This window comes from Bifidobacterium sp. M0353 (genome assembly GCF_016100645.1).
Lineage (GTDB): Bacteria > Actinomycetota > Actinomycetes > Actinomycetales > Bifidobacteriaceae > Bombiscardovia > Bombiscardovia choladohabitans.
In genome coordinates this window covers 456,261-472,783 of the sequence record NZ_JACFSB010000002.1, presented here as the reverse complement: position 1 = coordinate 472,783, position 16,523 = coordinate 456,261, and the positions used below count along the sequence as shown (strand labels likewise).

General features: G+C 61.2%; 14 protein-coding genes. 1 reads left to right on the top strand and 13 read right to left on the bottom strand.

The features are described from left to right. Positions 1–74 precede the first annotated feature (74 nt). From leuA to H3V04_RS07450, 8 genes are all read right to left on the bottom strand, one after another. The gene (leuA, locus tag H3V04_RS07485) at positions 75–1,985 is read right to left on the bottom strand and encodes a 2-isopropylmalate synthase (protein ID WP_198187841.1); all 1,911 of its coding nucleotides are present in this window, start codon (positions 1,983–1,985) and stop codon (positions 75–77) included. Positions 1,986–2,248: 263 nt separating this feature from the next. Continuing rightward, positions 2,249–2,869 (bottom strand): DUF5701 family protein, encoded by a 621-nt coding sequence (locus H3V04_RS07480; protein WP_198177187.1) that lies wholly within the window; start codon positions 2,867–2,869, stop codon positions 2,249–2,251. 84 nt (positions 2,870–2,953) lie between these two features. After that, on the bottom strand, positions 2,954–3,646 hold the full coding sequence (locus H3V04_RS07475; protein ID WP_198187840.1) for an L-ribulose-5-phosphate 4-epimerase: 693 nt from the start codon (positions 3,644–3,646) through the stop codon (positions 2,954–2,956). Positions 3,647–3,740: 94 nt separating this feature from the next. Continuing rightward, positions 3,741–5,102: an MFS transporter gene (locus H3V04_RS07470; protein ID WP_198187839.1), complete on the bottom strand. Its 1,362-nt coding sequence runs from the start codon at positions 5,100–5,102 to the stop codon at positions 3,741–3,743. A gap of 132 nt (positions 5,103–5,234) precedes the next feature. Beyond that, entirely contained in the window at positions 5,235–6,191 is a 957-nt protein-coding gene (locus H3V04_RS07465; RefSeq protein WP_198177185.1) for a sugar kinase, read from the bottom strand. 212 nt (positions 6,192–6,403) lie between these two features. Beyond that, positions 6,404–7,273, bottom strand: coding sequence for an L-ribulose-5-phosphate 3-epimerase (locus H3V04_RS07460; protein WP_198187837.1), 870 nt, complete (start codon positions 7,271–7,273; stop codon positions 6,404–6,406). Continuing rightward, a complete protein-coding gene (locus tag H3V04_RS07455) occupies positions 7,270–7,944 on the bottom strand; it encodes a 3-keto-L-gulonate-6-phosphate decarboxylase UlaD (RefSeq protein WP_198187835.1) in 675 nt (224 codons plus the stop codon). The genes H3V04_RS07460 and H3V04_RS07455 overlap by 4 nt, the downstream gene beginning before the upstream one ends. Before the next feature lie 5 nt (positions 7,945–7,949). Beyond that, positions 7,950–8,939, bottom strand: coding sequence for a phosphotriesterase (locus H3V04_RS07450; RefSeq protein WP_045935859.1), 990 nt, complete (start codon positions 8,937–8,939; stop codon positions 7,950–7,952). Positions 8,940–9,183: 244 nt separating this feature from the next. Here H3V04_RS07450 and H3V04_RS07445 point away from each other — a divergent pair, with 244 nt between their 5' ends. Further along, positions 9,184–10,233 (top strand): sugar-binding transcriptional regulator, encoded by a 1,050-nt coding sequence (locus tag H3V04_RS07445; protein ID WP_232342625.1) that lies wholly within the window; start codon positions 9,184–9,186, stop codon positions 10,231–10,233. A 101-nt stretch (positions 10,234–10,334) separates the two neighbouring features. Here the strand turns inward: H3V04_RS07445 and H3V04_RS07440 are convergent, their stop codons facing one another. From H3V04_RS07440 to dnaX, 5 genes are all read right to left on the bottom strand, one after another. Next, entirely contained in the window at positions 10,335–11,423 is a 1,089-nt protein-coding gene (locus tag H3V04_RS07440; protein ID WP_198183158.1) for an aspartate-semialdehyde dehydrogenase, read from the bottom strand. Positions 11,424–11,437: 14 nt separating this feature from the next. Continuing rightward, positions 11,438–12,001: an ACT domain-containing protein gene (locus H3V04_RS07435; RefSeq protein ID WP_029678247.1), complete on the bottom strand. Its 564-nt coding sequence runs from the start codon at positions 11,999–12,001 to the stop codon at positions 11,438–11,440. Beyond that, positions 11,998–12,831 carry an aspartate kinase gene (locus H3V04_RS07430; RefSeq protein ID WP_198177181.1) on the bottom strand — a complete coding sequence of 278 codons (834 nt, stop codon included), beginning with the start codon at positions 12,829–12,831 and terminating at the stop codon, positions 11,998–12,000. The genes H3V04_RS07435 and H3V04_RS07430 overlap by 4 nt, the downstream gene beginning before the upstream one ends. A 128-nt stretch (positions 12,832–12,959) precedes the next feature. After that, entirely contained in the window at positions 12,960–13,562 is a 603-nt protein-coding gene (recR, locus tag H3V04_RS07425) for a recombination mediator RecR (protein WP_015022549.1), read from the bottom strand. Next, positions 13,562–16,510, bottom strand: a complete 2,949-nt coding sequence (dnaX, locus tag H3V04_RS07420; protein WP_198187833.1) for a DNA polymerase III subunit gamma/tau — start codon at positions 16,508–16,510, stop codon at positions 13,562–13,564. Before dnaX ends, recR begins: the two co-directional genes overlap by 1 nt. Positions 16,511–16,523 lie beyond the last annotated feature (13 nt).

The window sequence follows — 16,523 nt, the reverse complement described above, 5'->3', positions numbered from 1 at the left end:
ACAATGTGGTCCGACCCGGGCGTAGCTGTGCGTCCGGATCGGACCTGAATGACGGGTATTGGATTTTCTGGCCCTCAGCCGCGCTGGAAGCGGTTGAGCGCCGAGATGATGGCCTTGAGGGAGCTGGTGGAGATGGACGAGTCGATGCCCACACCCCAGATCACCCGGGACCTGGCCGGTTCGCCCACCTGGCATTCCACGTAGGAAGCCGCCAGAGCATCCGTGCCGGCGGTCATGGCGTGCTCGGCGTAATCCAGGACCGAGACGGTCTGGTCCAGGGACTTGAGTGCATCCAGGAAGGCCGCAATAGGACCGTTCCCATGTCCCTGAACACGACGACGCTCCTCGGGATCGCCCGGGGCAAGCCCACGGTCCAGCAGGGTGGCATCCAGGACTGTGTCGGAACCGTCCTCGCCGGAGGTGACTGCCACATTCAGCAGCTTGAAGCGGCCCCACTGCTGCAGGGTCTCGTCGCGCTGGTCGGCCATGGACTCGCCGCCGACCACGCTCCCGCCGGCCTCCACGGGCAGGTACTCGTCCTTGAAGAGCCGCCAGATGTCGGCATCCTTGACCTCGCGCTTGGTCCTGTCAGCATAGCTTTGGACCAGCCGCTCGAACTCCACCTGGAGGCGCTTGGGCAGATCCAGATGATGGTTGGCCTTGAGCAGGTAGGCCATGCCGCCCTTGCCCGACTGGGAGTTGACCCGGATGATGGCCTCGTAGTTGCCGCCCACATCCTTGGGATCGATGGGCAGGTAGGGCACCAGCCAGAGGAAGTCGTCGGGGTTGGCGTTGGCGCGCAGTGCCGCCTGCTGCCGGGCATCCAGGCCCTTCTTAATGGCATCCTGGTGGGAGCCGGAGAAGGCTGTGAAGACGAAGTTGCCGACGTAGGGGTGCCGCTCGGAGACGGCGATCTGATTGCAGTACTCCACCGTCCGACGGATGCCGGGCATGTCGGAGAAGTCCAGCTGGGGGTCGATCCCCTGGACCAGCAGGTTCAGCCCCACTGTGCAAATGTCGACGTTGCCGGTGCGCTCGCCATTGCCCAGCAGACAGCCCTCCACCCGGTCGGCCCCGGCCAGCAGGCTGAGCTCGGTGGCGGCCACAGCCATGCCCTCGTCGTTGTGGGGGTGCAGGGAGAGCACCACCGCATCCCGGTCCCTGAGGTTGGTGGATATGTACTCCACCTCGTCGGCGAAGACATTGGGGGTGGTCATCTCCACGGTGTTGGGCAGATTGATGATCATGGGGTGCTCCGGCGTGGGCCGGATCACGTCGATGACCGCGTTGCAGACCTCCAGGGAATACTCGGGCTCTGCGCCGGAGAAGGACTCGGGCGAATACTCATAGGAAAGATCAGTGCCCCCGGCATCAGCCTCCAGGGAGCGGCAGAGTTCGGCGGCGTCGGTGGCCAGCTTCTTGATCCCGGCCTTGTCCTTGTGGAAGACGACCTCCCGCTGCAGGACCGAGACCGAGTTGTAGAAGTGGACCACGGCCCGCTTGACCCCACGCAGGGCTTCATAGGTGCGGCGAATCAGGTGCTCGCGGGCCTGGGTCAGGACCACGATGGTCACGTCGTCGGGAATCAGCTCGCGCTCTATCAGCAAGCGGATGAAGTCATAATCGGTCTCGGAGGCCGAGGGGAAGCCCACTTCGATCTCCTTGAAGCCCATGGAGATCAGCAGATTCCAGAATCGCAGCTTACGCTCGGAATCCATGGGGTCGACCAGGGCCTGGTTGCCGTCGCGAAGATCGACCGAACACCAACGGGGCGCCCGCTTCAGGGTCTTGCCCGGCCAGGTGCGCTGCGGGTAGTCAAAGGGGACCTGCTTGTTGTAGGCCACATATTTGTTGTAGGGCATGGCACTGGGCTTCTGCGGCGAACCCACGAACCTGGGGGGAGGCAGCAGCAGGTCGTTGTTCCCTCCATTGGACGCCGCGGCCTGGGCCGCAAGATCAAACACGGATGCACGATCCTGATCCATCTCTCCTCCTTCTTTCGTTCGTCGGAAACCACAATGTCACCCGGCCATGGGTGTTCGGGCAGACCAAAACCGTACCGGGGGTGCCATTATTTTACCGGAGGAGAGCCGGGACATGCAGTCCGGGTCCGCATTCCGACGCAGGGGACGGGGAGCGCGCAAGGTTTGGCATAATCCGCAGGGTTGCCAAGGATGCAAACACCGCACGATGCAAGCACTGACAGAGTGCTCACTGCATAGGATTCATAAGATTCGGTGGAAGAGATTCACTGGAAGAGGGAGACGCCGCGACGGCCCTCGCAATAGGCGTTGCCCAGCCAAGTGTGACGCGAGTTGGGCCAGACCGAACCCAGACGGGGGGCGTTCTGGCTCATCCAGATGCTGGGCACGCGCCCATCGGCGCTGTGGGACCCCAGCAGGTTGAAGCCGTTCTTGACCGCCAGCCAGTCGGGATGCTGGGTGGCGATGGCCAGTCCCTCCTCCAAGGTCAGGGGAAGACGATCATCGGAGTCGATCAGCTTGCGGGCCACATCAGGCTCGCGGTTGGTGTAGCAGGTACCGGTATGTGGCTCCAGGACGAGGTAGAAGGGCCCCTCCGGCGGCTCGAACCCGTTCTGGGGCAGGAAGCTGGCGATGTCGCGCGGCGGCATAGTGGTAAAACCGGCCATACGATTGATGCTGGTCCGGGCGATCAGCGACTCGGGCGAGACCAGCTCCCTGGTAGGGATGAGCAGGATCTGCTCGCCCAGCTCAGTGGACTCCAGCGCGGAGATCAGGGGCTGGGCCAAGGCTCTGAACGCGGCGGCGCTGATGTCCGCCACATCCGGATAGCCCAGGGCCACGATCCGATCCAGTTGCCGCTGCACTTCTTGGGAAGATCTGGTCATGGTCTCCAGTCTAATTCGAATCCGCCGTGACAAGCATCTGCGCTGGCGTCACCCGCATGCCGGGGCGAGACATCGCATTTAGATTCAATGCTGGCCGTACACGTGCTGGTAGCGGTCGTTCAGACTGGCCACGTCCTCGTCGGACAGGGGCACGGGCGTACCAATCTGCTCAGCGGCCCATACCGTACGCGCCACCTCCTCCGTCATCGCCGCCGCCTTCACCGCTGCTTCGGCATCCGCCCCGACCGTGAAGGGGCCGTGATTGCGCATGAGCACTGCAGGGCAGCCCGGATGCTCCGCCAGGGTCTCGACCACCCCACGACCTATCTGGTCCGAACCGATCAGTGCGAATGGACCCACCGGCACCGGACCGCCGAACTCATCACCCATCATTGTCAATACACATGGAATTGACCGGCCCACTGCAGCGAAGGCCGTCGCAAAGGTCGAATGCGTGTGCACCACGCCAAACACTTCAGGCATGTGTCGGTAAATGTAAGCGTGCGAAAACACATCCGAGGAGGGGGCGGCAGATCCATCCACCACATGCCCCTCCAGATCCGTGACCACCATTGATTCCGGAGTCAACTGCTCATAGCGCACCCCGGATGGCTTGATCACCAGCAAGTCGGCTGAATGCAGACGCTGTGAGACATTCCCCGCCGTCCACATCACCAGCCCCCACTTGATCAACTGCTCATGCAGGGCAGCAACATGCTCACGGACCAGACCTACTTCGACACGTACCTCGTCAGGGAAATCAGCCAAGGACGTCATTAGAACCACCACCATTTCCAATAAGAGGCCGAATCTTCCTGCGAAAATCCGGCCCGGTTCGCTTACCTGCGCGTGCAGACCTTGCTGTGCATCCTCACAGGCTTTCCAGATCCCTGCCCTTGGTCTCCTGGGCAAAGAGGTATACGACGGCGCCGATGACCAGGCAGACACCGAAGAAGGTGAATGCCGTGGTGACAACGCCGATGTTGATGTGCTGGGAGACATAGTCGCCGCCCACCAGGAGCCCCATGAATATAGGACCTACAATCTTGGCCGTAGCGCCGATGCCGTATCCCAGCCCCAGCCCGGTGGAGCGGACATCGTTGGGGAACTGCTCTCCGCCGAAGGCGTTGAGAATGCCGAAAACACCGTCAGCGAAAGTCATTATGACCAGGACGGCGATGTAGAACTGCCAGCCGGAATTATGGAAGAAGGCTGCATAGAAGCATCCCAAGGCCCCGATGATGCCGAAGGAGAACATGGTCCAGCGCCGGCCGATGATGTCAGCCAGCCAGGCAGAGCCGAATCTGCCTATGCAGTCGGCCACGGAGACGCCCATGAACAGGTAGGCCACCATTTGCGTTGAAAAGCCGAAGGCATCCTTCATCAGCGTCTGTCCCCAGGATTGGATGGCGAAGGAACCCAGAATGAAGCAGAAGGATCCGACCGAAATGATGACCAGCGGCTTGAGATGCTTGGACAAGAGCAGGTGATAGCTGGCCTTCTGCTCCTGCTGGACCTTGGGCAAGGCACCGACCTGGTCCGCGGGAAGCTCCAGGGCCCAAGCCAAGGCCTTGCGGGCATCGTCGTCACGACCCACACTCTGGTAGAAACGGGGGGACTCGGGCACCGTCGCCAACCAGAACAGCAGAAGGACGGGAATAACGCCCAGTGCCACCAGCACACGCCAATTGTCGCCAATCAGGCTCTGCGAGACGGATCCCAGGAGCAGACCCATGGGGATGAAGACCGAAGCCAGGCCGGAGAGCATGCCGCGCTGCCTGGCCGGCACGAACTCCTGGACGTAGGGGATGGAGACGATGTTAAGGCCGCCTACGCCGATGCCCACACCGATGCGCAGGATGGCCAGCAGGATCCAGGCACCGTCAGGCAGGAAGACCGACAGGGCCGTGAAGACCACGAAGCAGAGAACACACCACTGGAAGGCATGCTTACGGCCGAAACGATCGGCCAGACGCCCCCAGAGGATGGAACCGATGACCGTGCCCAGCCCAGAACAGGCCAGGATGATGCCAGCGGAGACCCCGGTCAGATGCCAGGCCGAAGTCAGGAGGGAGACCACAAAACCAATCAGGAACATATCGAAGAATTCGGATATGTTGCCGGCTATGGCCAGGCCGATGATGCTTTTCTGATGACCGGTCAGGGGACGAGAGTCTATCTGCTCGTATGCGGTCAGCGTCTGCCCGGCCTGCGTGACATGTGTATCACTCATAATGGGTGCTTTTCTTTCTCGGATGATCATGATGGCGGCGGCCCGACCCCGGTATGGGTCTGACCGAAGGGTCCAGGTCGCCTTCTCCGCCCATGGAGAATGCTGCGGCGGGCCTGGATCATGAAAGAGATGTCAGCGATTGATATCCCCACCCAGCGGAATATCCAGTTCCTGGGCGCGGATACGGGTCAGATCGCCCATATGTGTCAGGGCATACTCGGCGGCCCGCTGCCCCCATCTGACACCGCACTCCACATCATCGGAGAGAAAGCCATGGAGGGTGGCGGCTACGAAGGAATCCCCGGCGCCGGGACGATCCACCACCGGAACCGTGGTGGTGACGTATTTCTTGATTCCTTTGGAGGTCCTCAGGTAAGGACCATCCAGGTGATTGGTGGAGACAATGTACTCATTGCCGAAGCGCTGGTAGAGCTGCTCACAGACCTCCTCGCCGGTCCCCTCGATTCCGAAGACGCTTTTGGCATCCTTGATGGAGCAGAAGAGAATGCGGGCCTTGTGAGCAATGGGCTCCAGAACCCTTCTGGCCTGGTCTCCGGTCCAGAGCTTGCTGCGGAAGTTCACGTCAAGGGCGATGTCGATCCCCCGCTTTTCTGCCTGTTCGGCTGCGTAGGTCACCACCTGGGCCGTGGTATCGGTAAGAGCCGCCGTAATGCCGGTCAGAAAGAGCAGGCGGGTGTCCAGCATCCGGTCCCAGTCGTAATCCTCGATCCCCGTCGATCTGAAGGGGGTGTACTCGCGGTCGTAGATGACGTTGGCCGGCATGGGGGGCTCGCCGGGCTCCATGAAGTAGAGGGCGATTCGGCTGGCCGGCTTGCGGACCATGGTGCTCAGATCAACGCCCACGGATCTGTACTCGCTGAGGACGTATTCGCCCAAAACCCCCTCCGGCAGCGAAGAGGTCCATAGGGTCTTGCGCTGAAGCTGAGCCAGAACTCCAGCCACATTGGCCTCGGAACAGGCTGGGTTCATCAGGACCGACCGGGCGTTCATCAGCCGCTCACCCCTCCTGACCGTGAGCCTGATCTGCCCCTCCCCAATGGTCGAAAGGTCATATGCATGTTCTGCCATCACTTGCTCCTTGTCTACACGGTCGTCTTTCCAGCATGGACCACGACGTCCTTTCTGTCCGTATTACGACCTGTCACATTCAAACTCCCACCGATCGGGTCGACCCTCCAGGGGCGACCGCTGGCATCATAGCCTCCCTGCTGATGCCAAGGGGTGGAGGACCGGCACAACCACCCCCGAGTCGGCAACCGTGGCGGCTGCCGACCTTTGCCTCACTCTCTGGGGTCGAGCACTTCCATGCCGGCCCCACGCAACCAGGTTTCCACTTTCTTCCTTGCATTCATGACGATCTGATCGGCCTGGTCCGAATCGTCGTTCCACATCTCCAGCATGATCCGCCCCGACCAGGACTGCCGGGTCAGCTCGGCGAAAGCCGTGGGAAAGTCGGCACAGCCCTCGCCCATGATGATGCGACGCGGCTGCCCCGGGAGCACATCCTTGACGTGGATGGCCAGCATTCTGCCAGCTCCAGCCCTGAGCTCAGCCACGGCATCCAGCTCCTGCTCGTAAAGGTTGCCGATATCCGGGTACATGCTCAGCCATGAGGACCCGATCTGATCGCAGATGGACAGACCCTTGGTGATGGAGGTGATGTCATTGCCGTCCACATTCTCTATGCCCAGCATGACACCCGCCTGAGCAGCATACTCAGCAGCCCTGGCCAGAACCTCCACATACCTGGCACGTTGGTCGGGATCAGGGTCTTCGTAGTAAGCGTAGTAACCGGCTACCTGGATCAGGGGAATGCCCGCCTCATGAGCCAGATCAACCGCCTTGTGGAAGATGTCATAGGCCTGACGGCGGATAGCCGGATCGGCCGAGCCGGGGCCGACCTTGCGGTGGCAACTCAGGCAGATTCCTCCGACCTGGACGCCATGGCGGTCAGCGGCCTGGCGGAATGCGGAAGCCTGGGCAGCCGTCCAGTCCAGACGAGCCATCCGCTTGTCGCTTTCGTCAATGGACAGATCCATGAAGGTGAACCCATCGGCCGCGACATGGGACATGAATGCATCCCAGTCATCCGGCTCGGCGGGGGACTTCAGGGCCTTCTCATAGATGCCCAGGGTGACGCTGCCACTCATTGCGGCCACACCCTGCCGATGGTCTCACGGAGTTCAGTGGCGGCGGCAAGGGGGTCATCAGCCTTGACGATGCCGCGGCCCGAGATTACCACTCCGACGGGAACTCCTTGGAAGAAAGGCAGATCCTTGGCCGTGACCCCGCCGGTCACAGTGACCTTGAAGCCCATCTGATGCAGCTGACGGATGCGTTCCTTGTCGTCCTCCCCCCAGGTCAGCTTTCCGGCCGCTTCGGCGTCGCGAGAACGGTGGACGATGACCTGGGTGGCTCCAAGTCGCCGCCATTCGCGCGCCTGTTCGGGATCGTAGGTCTCCCCAAGCTCAATCTGGACCTCGCCGCCAAACTCCTGGGCCACCTTCACCACCTGCTCGACCGTGGTCATGCTGGCTCCGGCAACCACTGAGACCCAGCTGGCGCCAGCCTCGAAGCAGGCGCGGGAGATGACCGCTCCAGCCTCGGCGATCCTGACATCCGCCAGGATGGTCTTATTGGGATAGAGGGCACGAATCTCGCGCACGGCCCTGAGTCCTTCGGCGATGATCAGGACGGTTCCGCACTCGATGACATCGACCTGGCTGATGGCCGCGTTCAGAGGTCTCAGGGCCGATGGCATATCAAAGGTGTCCAGAGCGATCTGGAGCTGGGGACGTTCCAGGGTCTTGTCTGCTGCCATTGCGCTCAGGCCTCCTTACGGAAGGAGAAGAAGTTGTGGGCATTGCGAATGAGCAGCTTGTCCACATAATCGGGATCAAAGCCTTCGGCAATCATGCGGGGGCCGTCCACTGCCGGGTTGTAATCCACGCCGCTCACAGAGCCGTAGACCTTCTGGTAGGAGCGCTTGCCGGAGTCCGTACCCAGGAGGATACGGTCTTCATAGCCGTCTTTCTTGAAAGCCTTGAGCTCCATCATCCTGTTGGAATCGGGCTGATACTTGATCCTGTTCGTGCCGTCGATCTCCAGATAGACACCCAGGTCCAGGATCTCCTCCAGGTAGTAGACATCAGCGTTGCGCTGGATGTGGCCGATGGCGATCTGGTCGGCCGGGACCCCCAGTCCGATCAGGGTCTGGGCTTGTTCCAGACCACAGGTTCCATATGTGGTGTGCGTGTTGATGGGAGCGCCGGTTTCGATGGCCGCCTTGGCAGCAGCCTCCATGCACTTGTGTTCGAAGGGTGTGATCTCTCCGTAAGCAGTGCCGATCTTGATGACGCCTGCCTTATAAGGGCTGCGATCTACCAGAGGACCGGTGTAATCGTTGCGGTCAATGCCCTCGCGGATATCGGCGATGACCAGGTCGGCGATCTGATCCACGCTGTAGCGGTTGATCCAGTGGGACTGGGTCTCCAGGTAGACATGCTCACGGTGGAAGCCGGTGGCTCCGATGATCTGCAGGTTCTCCACCGAGCGGGCCACCTCGGCCAGCTTCTCGATGTCACGACCACAGTTGATGGGGCACATATCCACCACGGTGCCGCCCTGCTTGCTCCAGTTCAGCGAGGCCTTGGCGAAATAGCCGGCCTCGGTCTCCGCCTTCTCGACTGAATCCAGTTGATGGTCCTTGTCCAAGTAGACCTCACCGGCCCCCACCCGGATCAGATGGTCGTGGCTGTTGACTACGCCAAGCGTGCTCGGATCGACATCACCCAGAATGGTTCGTGCGAATGCCATATGAACTCCTTTGTTGTTTGTGCTCTGCGACTTCGCGGCACCGGTCTTCAGGCTTTTCCTTCCGGTGCCTTTGACAGGACACAGACTATGTGAGCCATCAGAGGACAACAAGGATATTGATGAACATGTGTACTTGGACTACAGCTTTAGATCTTCACATATTTCATTTTCAGCATTGTGAAAGCTTTCTTTAGACCACTTGGAACAGCTGGGCTGGTTTTATAGATTTTGATAATATGTACATATGTTCAGCGACTTACAGATGATGACCACTTCCGATGCCCGCAAGCGGGTCCAGCTGCTTCTTCGCGTAGCCCGCATGTATTACCAGGATCACATGCTGCAGTCCCAGATCGCCACGGCGACAGGCTATTCCCGTCCCTCCGTCTCCCGAATGCTGAAAGAGGCCCAAGAGCGGGGACTGGTGAGGATCTCCATTGAAAATCCGTTAGAGCGGCTTGAGGACCTGGAGTCCAGGCTGATCCGACAATTCAACCTCCGTTGCGCCCGGGTCTCGGAGCCGCCGCAGGGATGCACCGGATATGACGTTGTGCCCCGAAGCGCAGCATCTCTCCTGGTTGAGCAGACCAGGCCCGACTCTTTGATAACCGTCTCCAATGGCAACGCAGTCGCCTACACGGTACGAGAAGTTCCCCTGCGAAACTGGGCAAAGTCCAAGGTCGTGCAGATGATCGGCTCCCTGTCGCCAACCAATCCTATGACGGATTCACCGGAGATATGCCGCATGCTGGCCCAGCGACTGGGCGGCAGCTACTCGACGCTGCCGGTGCCCATGATCCTTTCTTCGACACCCGTGGCTGAAGCCATGCGCAAAGAACGCCAGATTGCCGACACCCTGACTCTGGGCGGACATGCCGATGCTGCGGTGGTGGGAGTGGGGTCGGTCAAGGAGGGAAGGTCAGGGCACATTTTCAAAGATTACGAGAATGCAGCTTTCATCAAGGAGGTGACCGAGCTCAAGGCCGTGGGACATATCTGCGGGCACCACATCGATGCCCAGGGTCGCCACATCCGAACCAGCCTGTGCGAACGCACTATATCGATTGAATTCGAACGCCTGAAGCGAATCCCTCTGGTGATAGGCGTGGCCTGGGGGCCGCAAAAGGTTGCCAGCATCCTCGCCTGTCTGCGGGCCGGGCTTATCTCTGCACTGGCCACCGACCGCGACACGGCCGAAGGGATACTTGAGCTGGATCAACGGCAGAGAAACGCAGCTAAAAAGCTGCACAAGCCTCGAGCCGAGCAGAAGCCAGGCAGGGCTGACCCTACATGAAAGCCATCGGGCAGACGAAGCCTGACAGAGCCGATCGGTGCATGCTCCAGGGGCAACACAGGATGTTTGGGTCATGCCACACAATCAGCCCAGAGGCACAATCAGATCCTGTCGGCGAAGTGCTTACGGACGATCAGCTCGGCGATCTGCACTGCGTTGAGGGCCGCCCCCTTGCGCAGGTTGTCGTTGGCCACGAACATGGACAATCCCCTCTTGCCTTCCACGGCCTGGTCCTGGCGGATGCGGCCCACGAAGCTGGGGTCCTTGCCGGCTGCGTCCAGAGGAGTGGGTATTTCCGCCAGGTTCACTCCGGGGGCCTTGGACAGCAGGTCGCGGGCCTGGTCAGGGGTGACGTCGTGCTCGAACTCGGCATTGATGCTCATGCCGTGGGCTGTGAAGACCCCTACCCGCACACAGGTGCAGGAGGCGGCCAGATCGGGCAGGTGCAGGATCTTGCGGCTCTCATTGCGCAGCTTCTGCTCCTCGTCGGTCTCCCCGCTGCCGTCATCGACCAAGTCGCCTATAAAAGGAACAGCGTTGAAGGCGATGGTGCGCACCACCTTGGTGGGCGGGGGGAACTCGATGGCCGATCCGTCAAAGACCAGCCGGTCAGCACCTTGCTCCACAGCCGTTTTGGCTTCGTCGCGCAGCTGGAGGACGCCGGCACGACCAGCCCCCGACACAGCCTGGTAGGAGGAGACGATCAGGCGGCGCAGACCGTATGCCTTGGCCAGGGGGCTCAGCACCGGCATGCAGGCCATGGTGGTGCAGTTGGGATTGGCCACGATCCGCCTGGGGATAAGGTCCAGGTCCTCGGGGTTGACCTCAGACACCACCAGGGGGACCTCGGGATCCATCCGCCAATGGGAGGAGTTGTCGACCACGTAGGCTCCGGCCTCAGCGAAACGAGGAGCCCAGGTTCCCGAGGTCGAACCGCCGGCGGAGAAGATGGCCAGATCGATACCACTCAGGTCGGCCTGCTCCACGTCCTCGACCGTGATGGTCCTGTCACGCCAGCGCAACTGTTCGCCGGCAGACCGGGAGGAGGCCATGAATCGCAGGTCGGCCACGGGGAAGTCCCGTTCGTCAAGCATGCGGCGCATGACCATGCCTACCTGGCCGGTGGCGCCCAGAACGGCAACATTGATGCCACGGCGACCGTTGTTCGCCAAATCAGCCTTATCCGTCATTGCTCTCTCTCCTCTCAGCGACCCGTGCCGCCATAAACGACCGCCTCTACCTGATCGGCATCCAAGTGGAAGGCCGTATGGATGGCCCGTACCGCCTCGTCCAGGTCCTGGATGGGCACCAGGGCGGAGATGCGGATCTCGGAGGTCGAGATCATGAGCACGTTGATATGCCGGTCGCTCAAGGCCCGGAAGAAGGTGGCGGTGATGCCTGAGTGGGTCTTCATGCCCACCCCTACCAGGGTCACCTTGCCCACTTCAGGATTGATGTCGACCGAGCGGAACCCCAGTTGCTCACGGGAGTCGTCCAGCATGGGGACCACCTGATCAGCCTGAGCGGACGGCAGGGTGAAGGAGATGTCCACGGTTCCGGTGGCCGCCCCGGCCTGGACGATCATGTCAATGTTGATGCCGCCCTCGGCAAGGATGGTGAAGAGCCTCGCGGCCACGCCGGGTCGGTCGGGCACAGCCCGCAGGCTGACCTGGGTCTCGCTGCGGTCGTGGGCAACCCCTGAGATGATAGGTGACTCGGGGCCGTTCAGGTCCGGGAACAAGTCACCCATGGATTCGCCGTTGGTCATGACCTTCCTTCCGTCATATCCCGTTGCCTGTCGGTGTGTGCAGCGGGGCGATCCGGCAACTGGCCGGTCTCCAGATTGGGAATCTTGTCGACATCGACATCGTCGGGCATGATCAGCGTACCCGGACGATGGGAAAAGGAACTGCGCACATGGATGGGCATACGGAAGCGCTGGGCATACTCCACGCAGCGCAGGGCCAGCACCTTGGATCCGCCGGCCGCCATCTCAAGCATCTCCTCGTATGAGATACGAGCGATTCTGCGGGCGGTGGGCACAATACGCGGATCGGCGGTAAAGACGCCGTCCACATCAGTATAGATCTCGCAGACATCCGCCTTGAGTGCCACAGCCAGGGCCACAGCCGAGGTGTCCGAGCCGCCACGGCCCAGGGTGGTTGCATCGCCGTCGGCGTTGACCCCCTGGAAGCCTGCCACAATCCCCACTTCGCCTCGGTCCAAAGCCTTCATGACCCGCTGGGGTCGAACATGGCGGATATGGGCTGCGCCGTAGCGTGCATCAGTCATGAATCCCGCCTGCGAACCGGTGAAGGAATGAGCATGCTCGCCTTGTGCATGGATGCTCATGGCCAGCAGGCTCATGGAGATGCGCTCCCCCGCCGTCATGAGCATGTCCATCTCGCGGGCCGGAGGATTGGAATCCACATCCATGGCCTGATCGATCAGATCGTCAGTGGTGTCCCCCATGGCGGAAACCACCACTGCGATGTCATTACCAGCGCGCTTGGTATCAATGATGCGCTTGGCCACACGCTTGATGGAGTCCGAGTCCGCCACTGAGGACCCGCCATATTTCTGAACGATAAGTGCCACTGCTGTTCCATCCCGCGACGGTTAAGCCACTAGACCATCATCTGCAACATGTTGATTATATGGATTATACGAACGACACCGTTTTATCAGACCCTCTCCACCAACATGCGAAACAATGACTGCAGGCCTTACAGATCGCGACGGCCGGAAATCGCCCGGCCAAGGGTGATCTCGTCAGCATATTCCAGATCACTGCCGACAGGCAGACCGCTGGCCAGCCTGGTGACCCGCAGATCCAGCGGACCAAGCAGCCGTCCCAGGTAGGTGGTGGTGGCCTCACCTTCGATGTTGGGATCCAGGGCCAGCATGACCTCCTTGACCTGGTCGGTGCCCAACCGCTTCAAGAGCTCGGGAATGCGCAGATCGCCCGGCCCGACGTTGGACATAGGGTCGATGGCCCCGCCCAGCACATGATATAGGCCCCGGTATTCTCCGGTACGTTCAATGCTCATGACGTCCTTGGGCTCCTCGACTACGCAAATAATGCTACGGTCACGTCGCGGATCCTGACAGATGGGGCATGGGCTGGTCTCGCAAACATTGCCGCAAATCTCGCAAAACCGAACCTTCTCCTTGGCCGCGACGATGGCATCGGCCAGATCCTGAGCGCTGCGCCGATCGGCTCCCAGAATGTAGAAGGCGATGCGCTGTGCCCCCTTGGGACCAATGCCCGGCAGTTGGGCAAAGGCATCGATCAGCTCTTGAATGGCTCCATCATAGGTAGCAGCCATCATTCACCTCCCTGTCGCTGCGCCTGTTCCTGCCGGCGCTTTTGGACATTGATCGGATTCTGTGGGTCGTCAGCGGCAAAATCCTCCACCTTGGTCACATCAAACAATTTGGTCAGCTCATCCTGGTTCATGGCATTGTCCGCCCCGAGCCTGGCATCGTCCATGGAATAGACATCGTCCTCGGGATCCACGGAAGGCCTCGAGATCTGGGAGGAGATTGAGGCAGACGACGCTCCATCCTGGCCAGAACCGCCAGAGGCTGAACTAGCGAAGCCTACTGGCATCTTCCTGTCATCAGATCCGGATGTATCTGCCATTGCCTGAGGACCATCCGGGCCACCGACTGCATCGGAACTGTGCTCGTCGCTCTGCAGGTCCGACGAAATTGATACGCCAGTCGCCATGGCCCCTTCATCGGAAACCGATTCGGTCCCCAATACCGGAGCCGAGGCTACACCCGAGGCGCTTCCCTGACCGGATGAATCAACCGACTTCGAAACTTCAAGCCCCTGATCCGAAGCTTCACGGTCCTGACTGTTGGAGGACTCTGCAGAGGCTGCGGCACTGGTCCCGGAATCAGGCACAGCCCAAGGATCCGTGTCATCGCTCATGTCCGGCAGAGCTACCTTTTTGGGCTCATGGTCTTTCCGCCCATCGGATCCGTCGTTGCCCTCACCGGGCTGCCAAGTCTTTTGCGGCGCATGAGTCGCTGGCATGGGGTGGGCCCAGGGATCATCGTCAGGCAACACCGTAGAAGCCGTTGAGCCAAAGCCTGCCGCCGGCAGCGGTTCCGGAGACGATTGGACCGGACCGCCGACCGGGTGGTGGGCGTCGTCGGAGTTCCCGTCGCCTGCCGCTTCCCCAGGGGTGGACCTTCCCTCCGACGCTGATGCCGATGTTCCGGTCTCACCCTGATGACTAGCCGAGGCCGTCATCTCCCTAGGGGCATGCCCCTGCTCCGTGGCTGCATGAGGCATGACCGCCGCTCCAAGGTTCATGGTGGCCAAGCCGGCCCGCGCCAGAGCCACCTCCTTCTTGACCTCTGCCCGACGCTGCGGAGACATCCTGTTGACGGATTCTACCGTCTCGCCGTTGGCAGCCGTCCCCGATGGGGCGATCATGGTGTTCTGTCCAAACTCCTGTCGAGCGCGGACCATGACGATACGCGGAACTTTGGTCTCCCCGTCAACCGACTGCGCAGCCACGGCCATGGCGAAGGCATGCTGGCTGAGTGGACGGTCGAAGGTCATAGACAGTCGCTTGCGACCGGAAGGGTCTGCTTGCATGGCCACAGTAGGCACCCGATCCCGCACCACATACTGGCGTACCTCATCCGGCAGGGCAGCCACCAGGGCATCCCAACGCTTATCCAGTTCCGTACCGGTCGGCACCTCGTTTGTCTGCCCTTGCGTAGCCTCCCGTTGGGCTGACCGAGGCTGTTCAACAGACCGGGCGGGCTGGACAGGATTGGGTGATCCGGTCTGCCCCGTCGGCTGTCGAGTCGCCGAGGAGGGGACTTCCTTGTGCTCGGATTGGGCAGACCCTGAGCCGGAATGGGTGGGCCGTCCTTCGCCCTCTTGCTGTCCTTGAGCAGAGGAATCGGAATGGGAACCGGCCATGTTCTGCGGCCCGGCAAATGTAGCGGGTGCTGCAGCAGACGGCGAGCCTGCCCTGTCAGGCTGTTCGGGGCGTTCAGCCCCGTCAGTACGACCAGATTGGGATGCTCTGGACGGCCGACCATTCTGCTGAGACCTGCTGGCGCCAATGAACCCGCCGCGGGCGGGCGACGGGGCTGCACCAGCGCTGGAAGCTGCCGCTTCGGCCGGTGCCTGCTCCATAGGTTCGCAGCCAATTGCCAGCAGCCTGGCGGCCAGCAGCTCCAAGCGCATCCTGGGCGAGGTGGCCCCGTTCATTCCCGCCAGCGCATCATTGATGATGTCGGCCATTCTGGTCAGGACCTGCAGATCCAAAGCATTCGCCTGACGATGTAGATCGGCCACCTGGTCGTCGTCAGCATCCTCGCTAAGCACGCTTTCAGCCCGTTCTCCAGCCAGTTTGAGAACCAGCAGGTCGCGGACATGGGCCAGCAGATCCTCAACGAAGCGCTGGGGCTCGAACCCGCCGACGACCACCTTTTGAATGACCCCGTAGAGGCCAGCCCCATCGTGGGCGATCAGCGCGTCCACAGCTTCGCCGATCAGCTCGGCAGGAGTGAACCCCAGCAGAGCTACGGCCGCATCATAGGTGATGGTGTGCTCGTCAGCGCCTACCATGAGCTGGTCCAGCACGGAAAGGGTGTCACGCACCGATCCGCCTCCGGCCCGCATGGCCAGCTTGAGCACACCAGGCTCGGCCTTAATGCCCTCCTTGTCGCAAATCCCCTCCAGGTAGGGCCCCATGACTTCCTGGGGCACCAGACGGAAGGGGTAATGGTGGGTGCGGGAGCGGATGGTGCCAATCACCTTTTCCGGCTCTGTGGTGGCGAAGATGAACATGACATGTTCCGGCGGCTCCTCGACGATCTTCAGCAGGGCGTTGAATCCTTGCTGGGTGACCATATGAGCCTCGTCCAGAATGAAGATCTTGTAGCGGTCACGCACGGGGGCGAAGCCTGCTCGCTCCCTGAGTTCCCTAGCATCGTCAACTCCATTGTGGCTGGCGGCGTCAATCTCCACCACATCGATGGAACCAGGGCCTCCTGTGGCCAGATCCCTGCAGCTGTCGCATACGCCGCAGGGATGGCTGGTCGGCCCCTTGGCGCAGTTGACGCAGCGGGCAAAAATCCTGGCACTGCTGGTCTTGCCGCATCCCCTGGGGCCGGAGAAGAGGTAGGCATGGGTCAGCCGGTTCTCATCCAGAGCTCGGGTAAGGGGCACCGTGACCTGCTTCTGACCGATGATTCCGTCAAAAGTGTCAGGCCGATACCGCCGATAGAGTGCTAGTGCCATGGTTCAAGGCTAT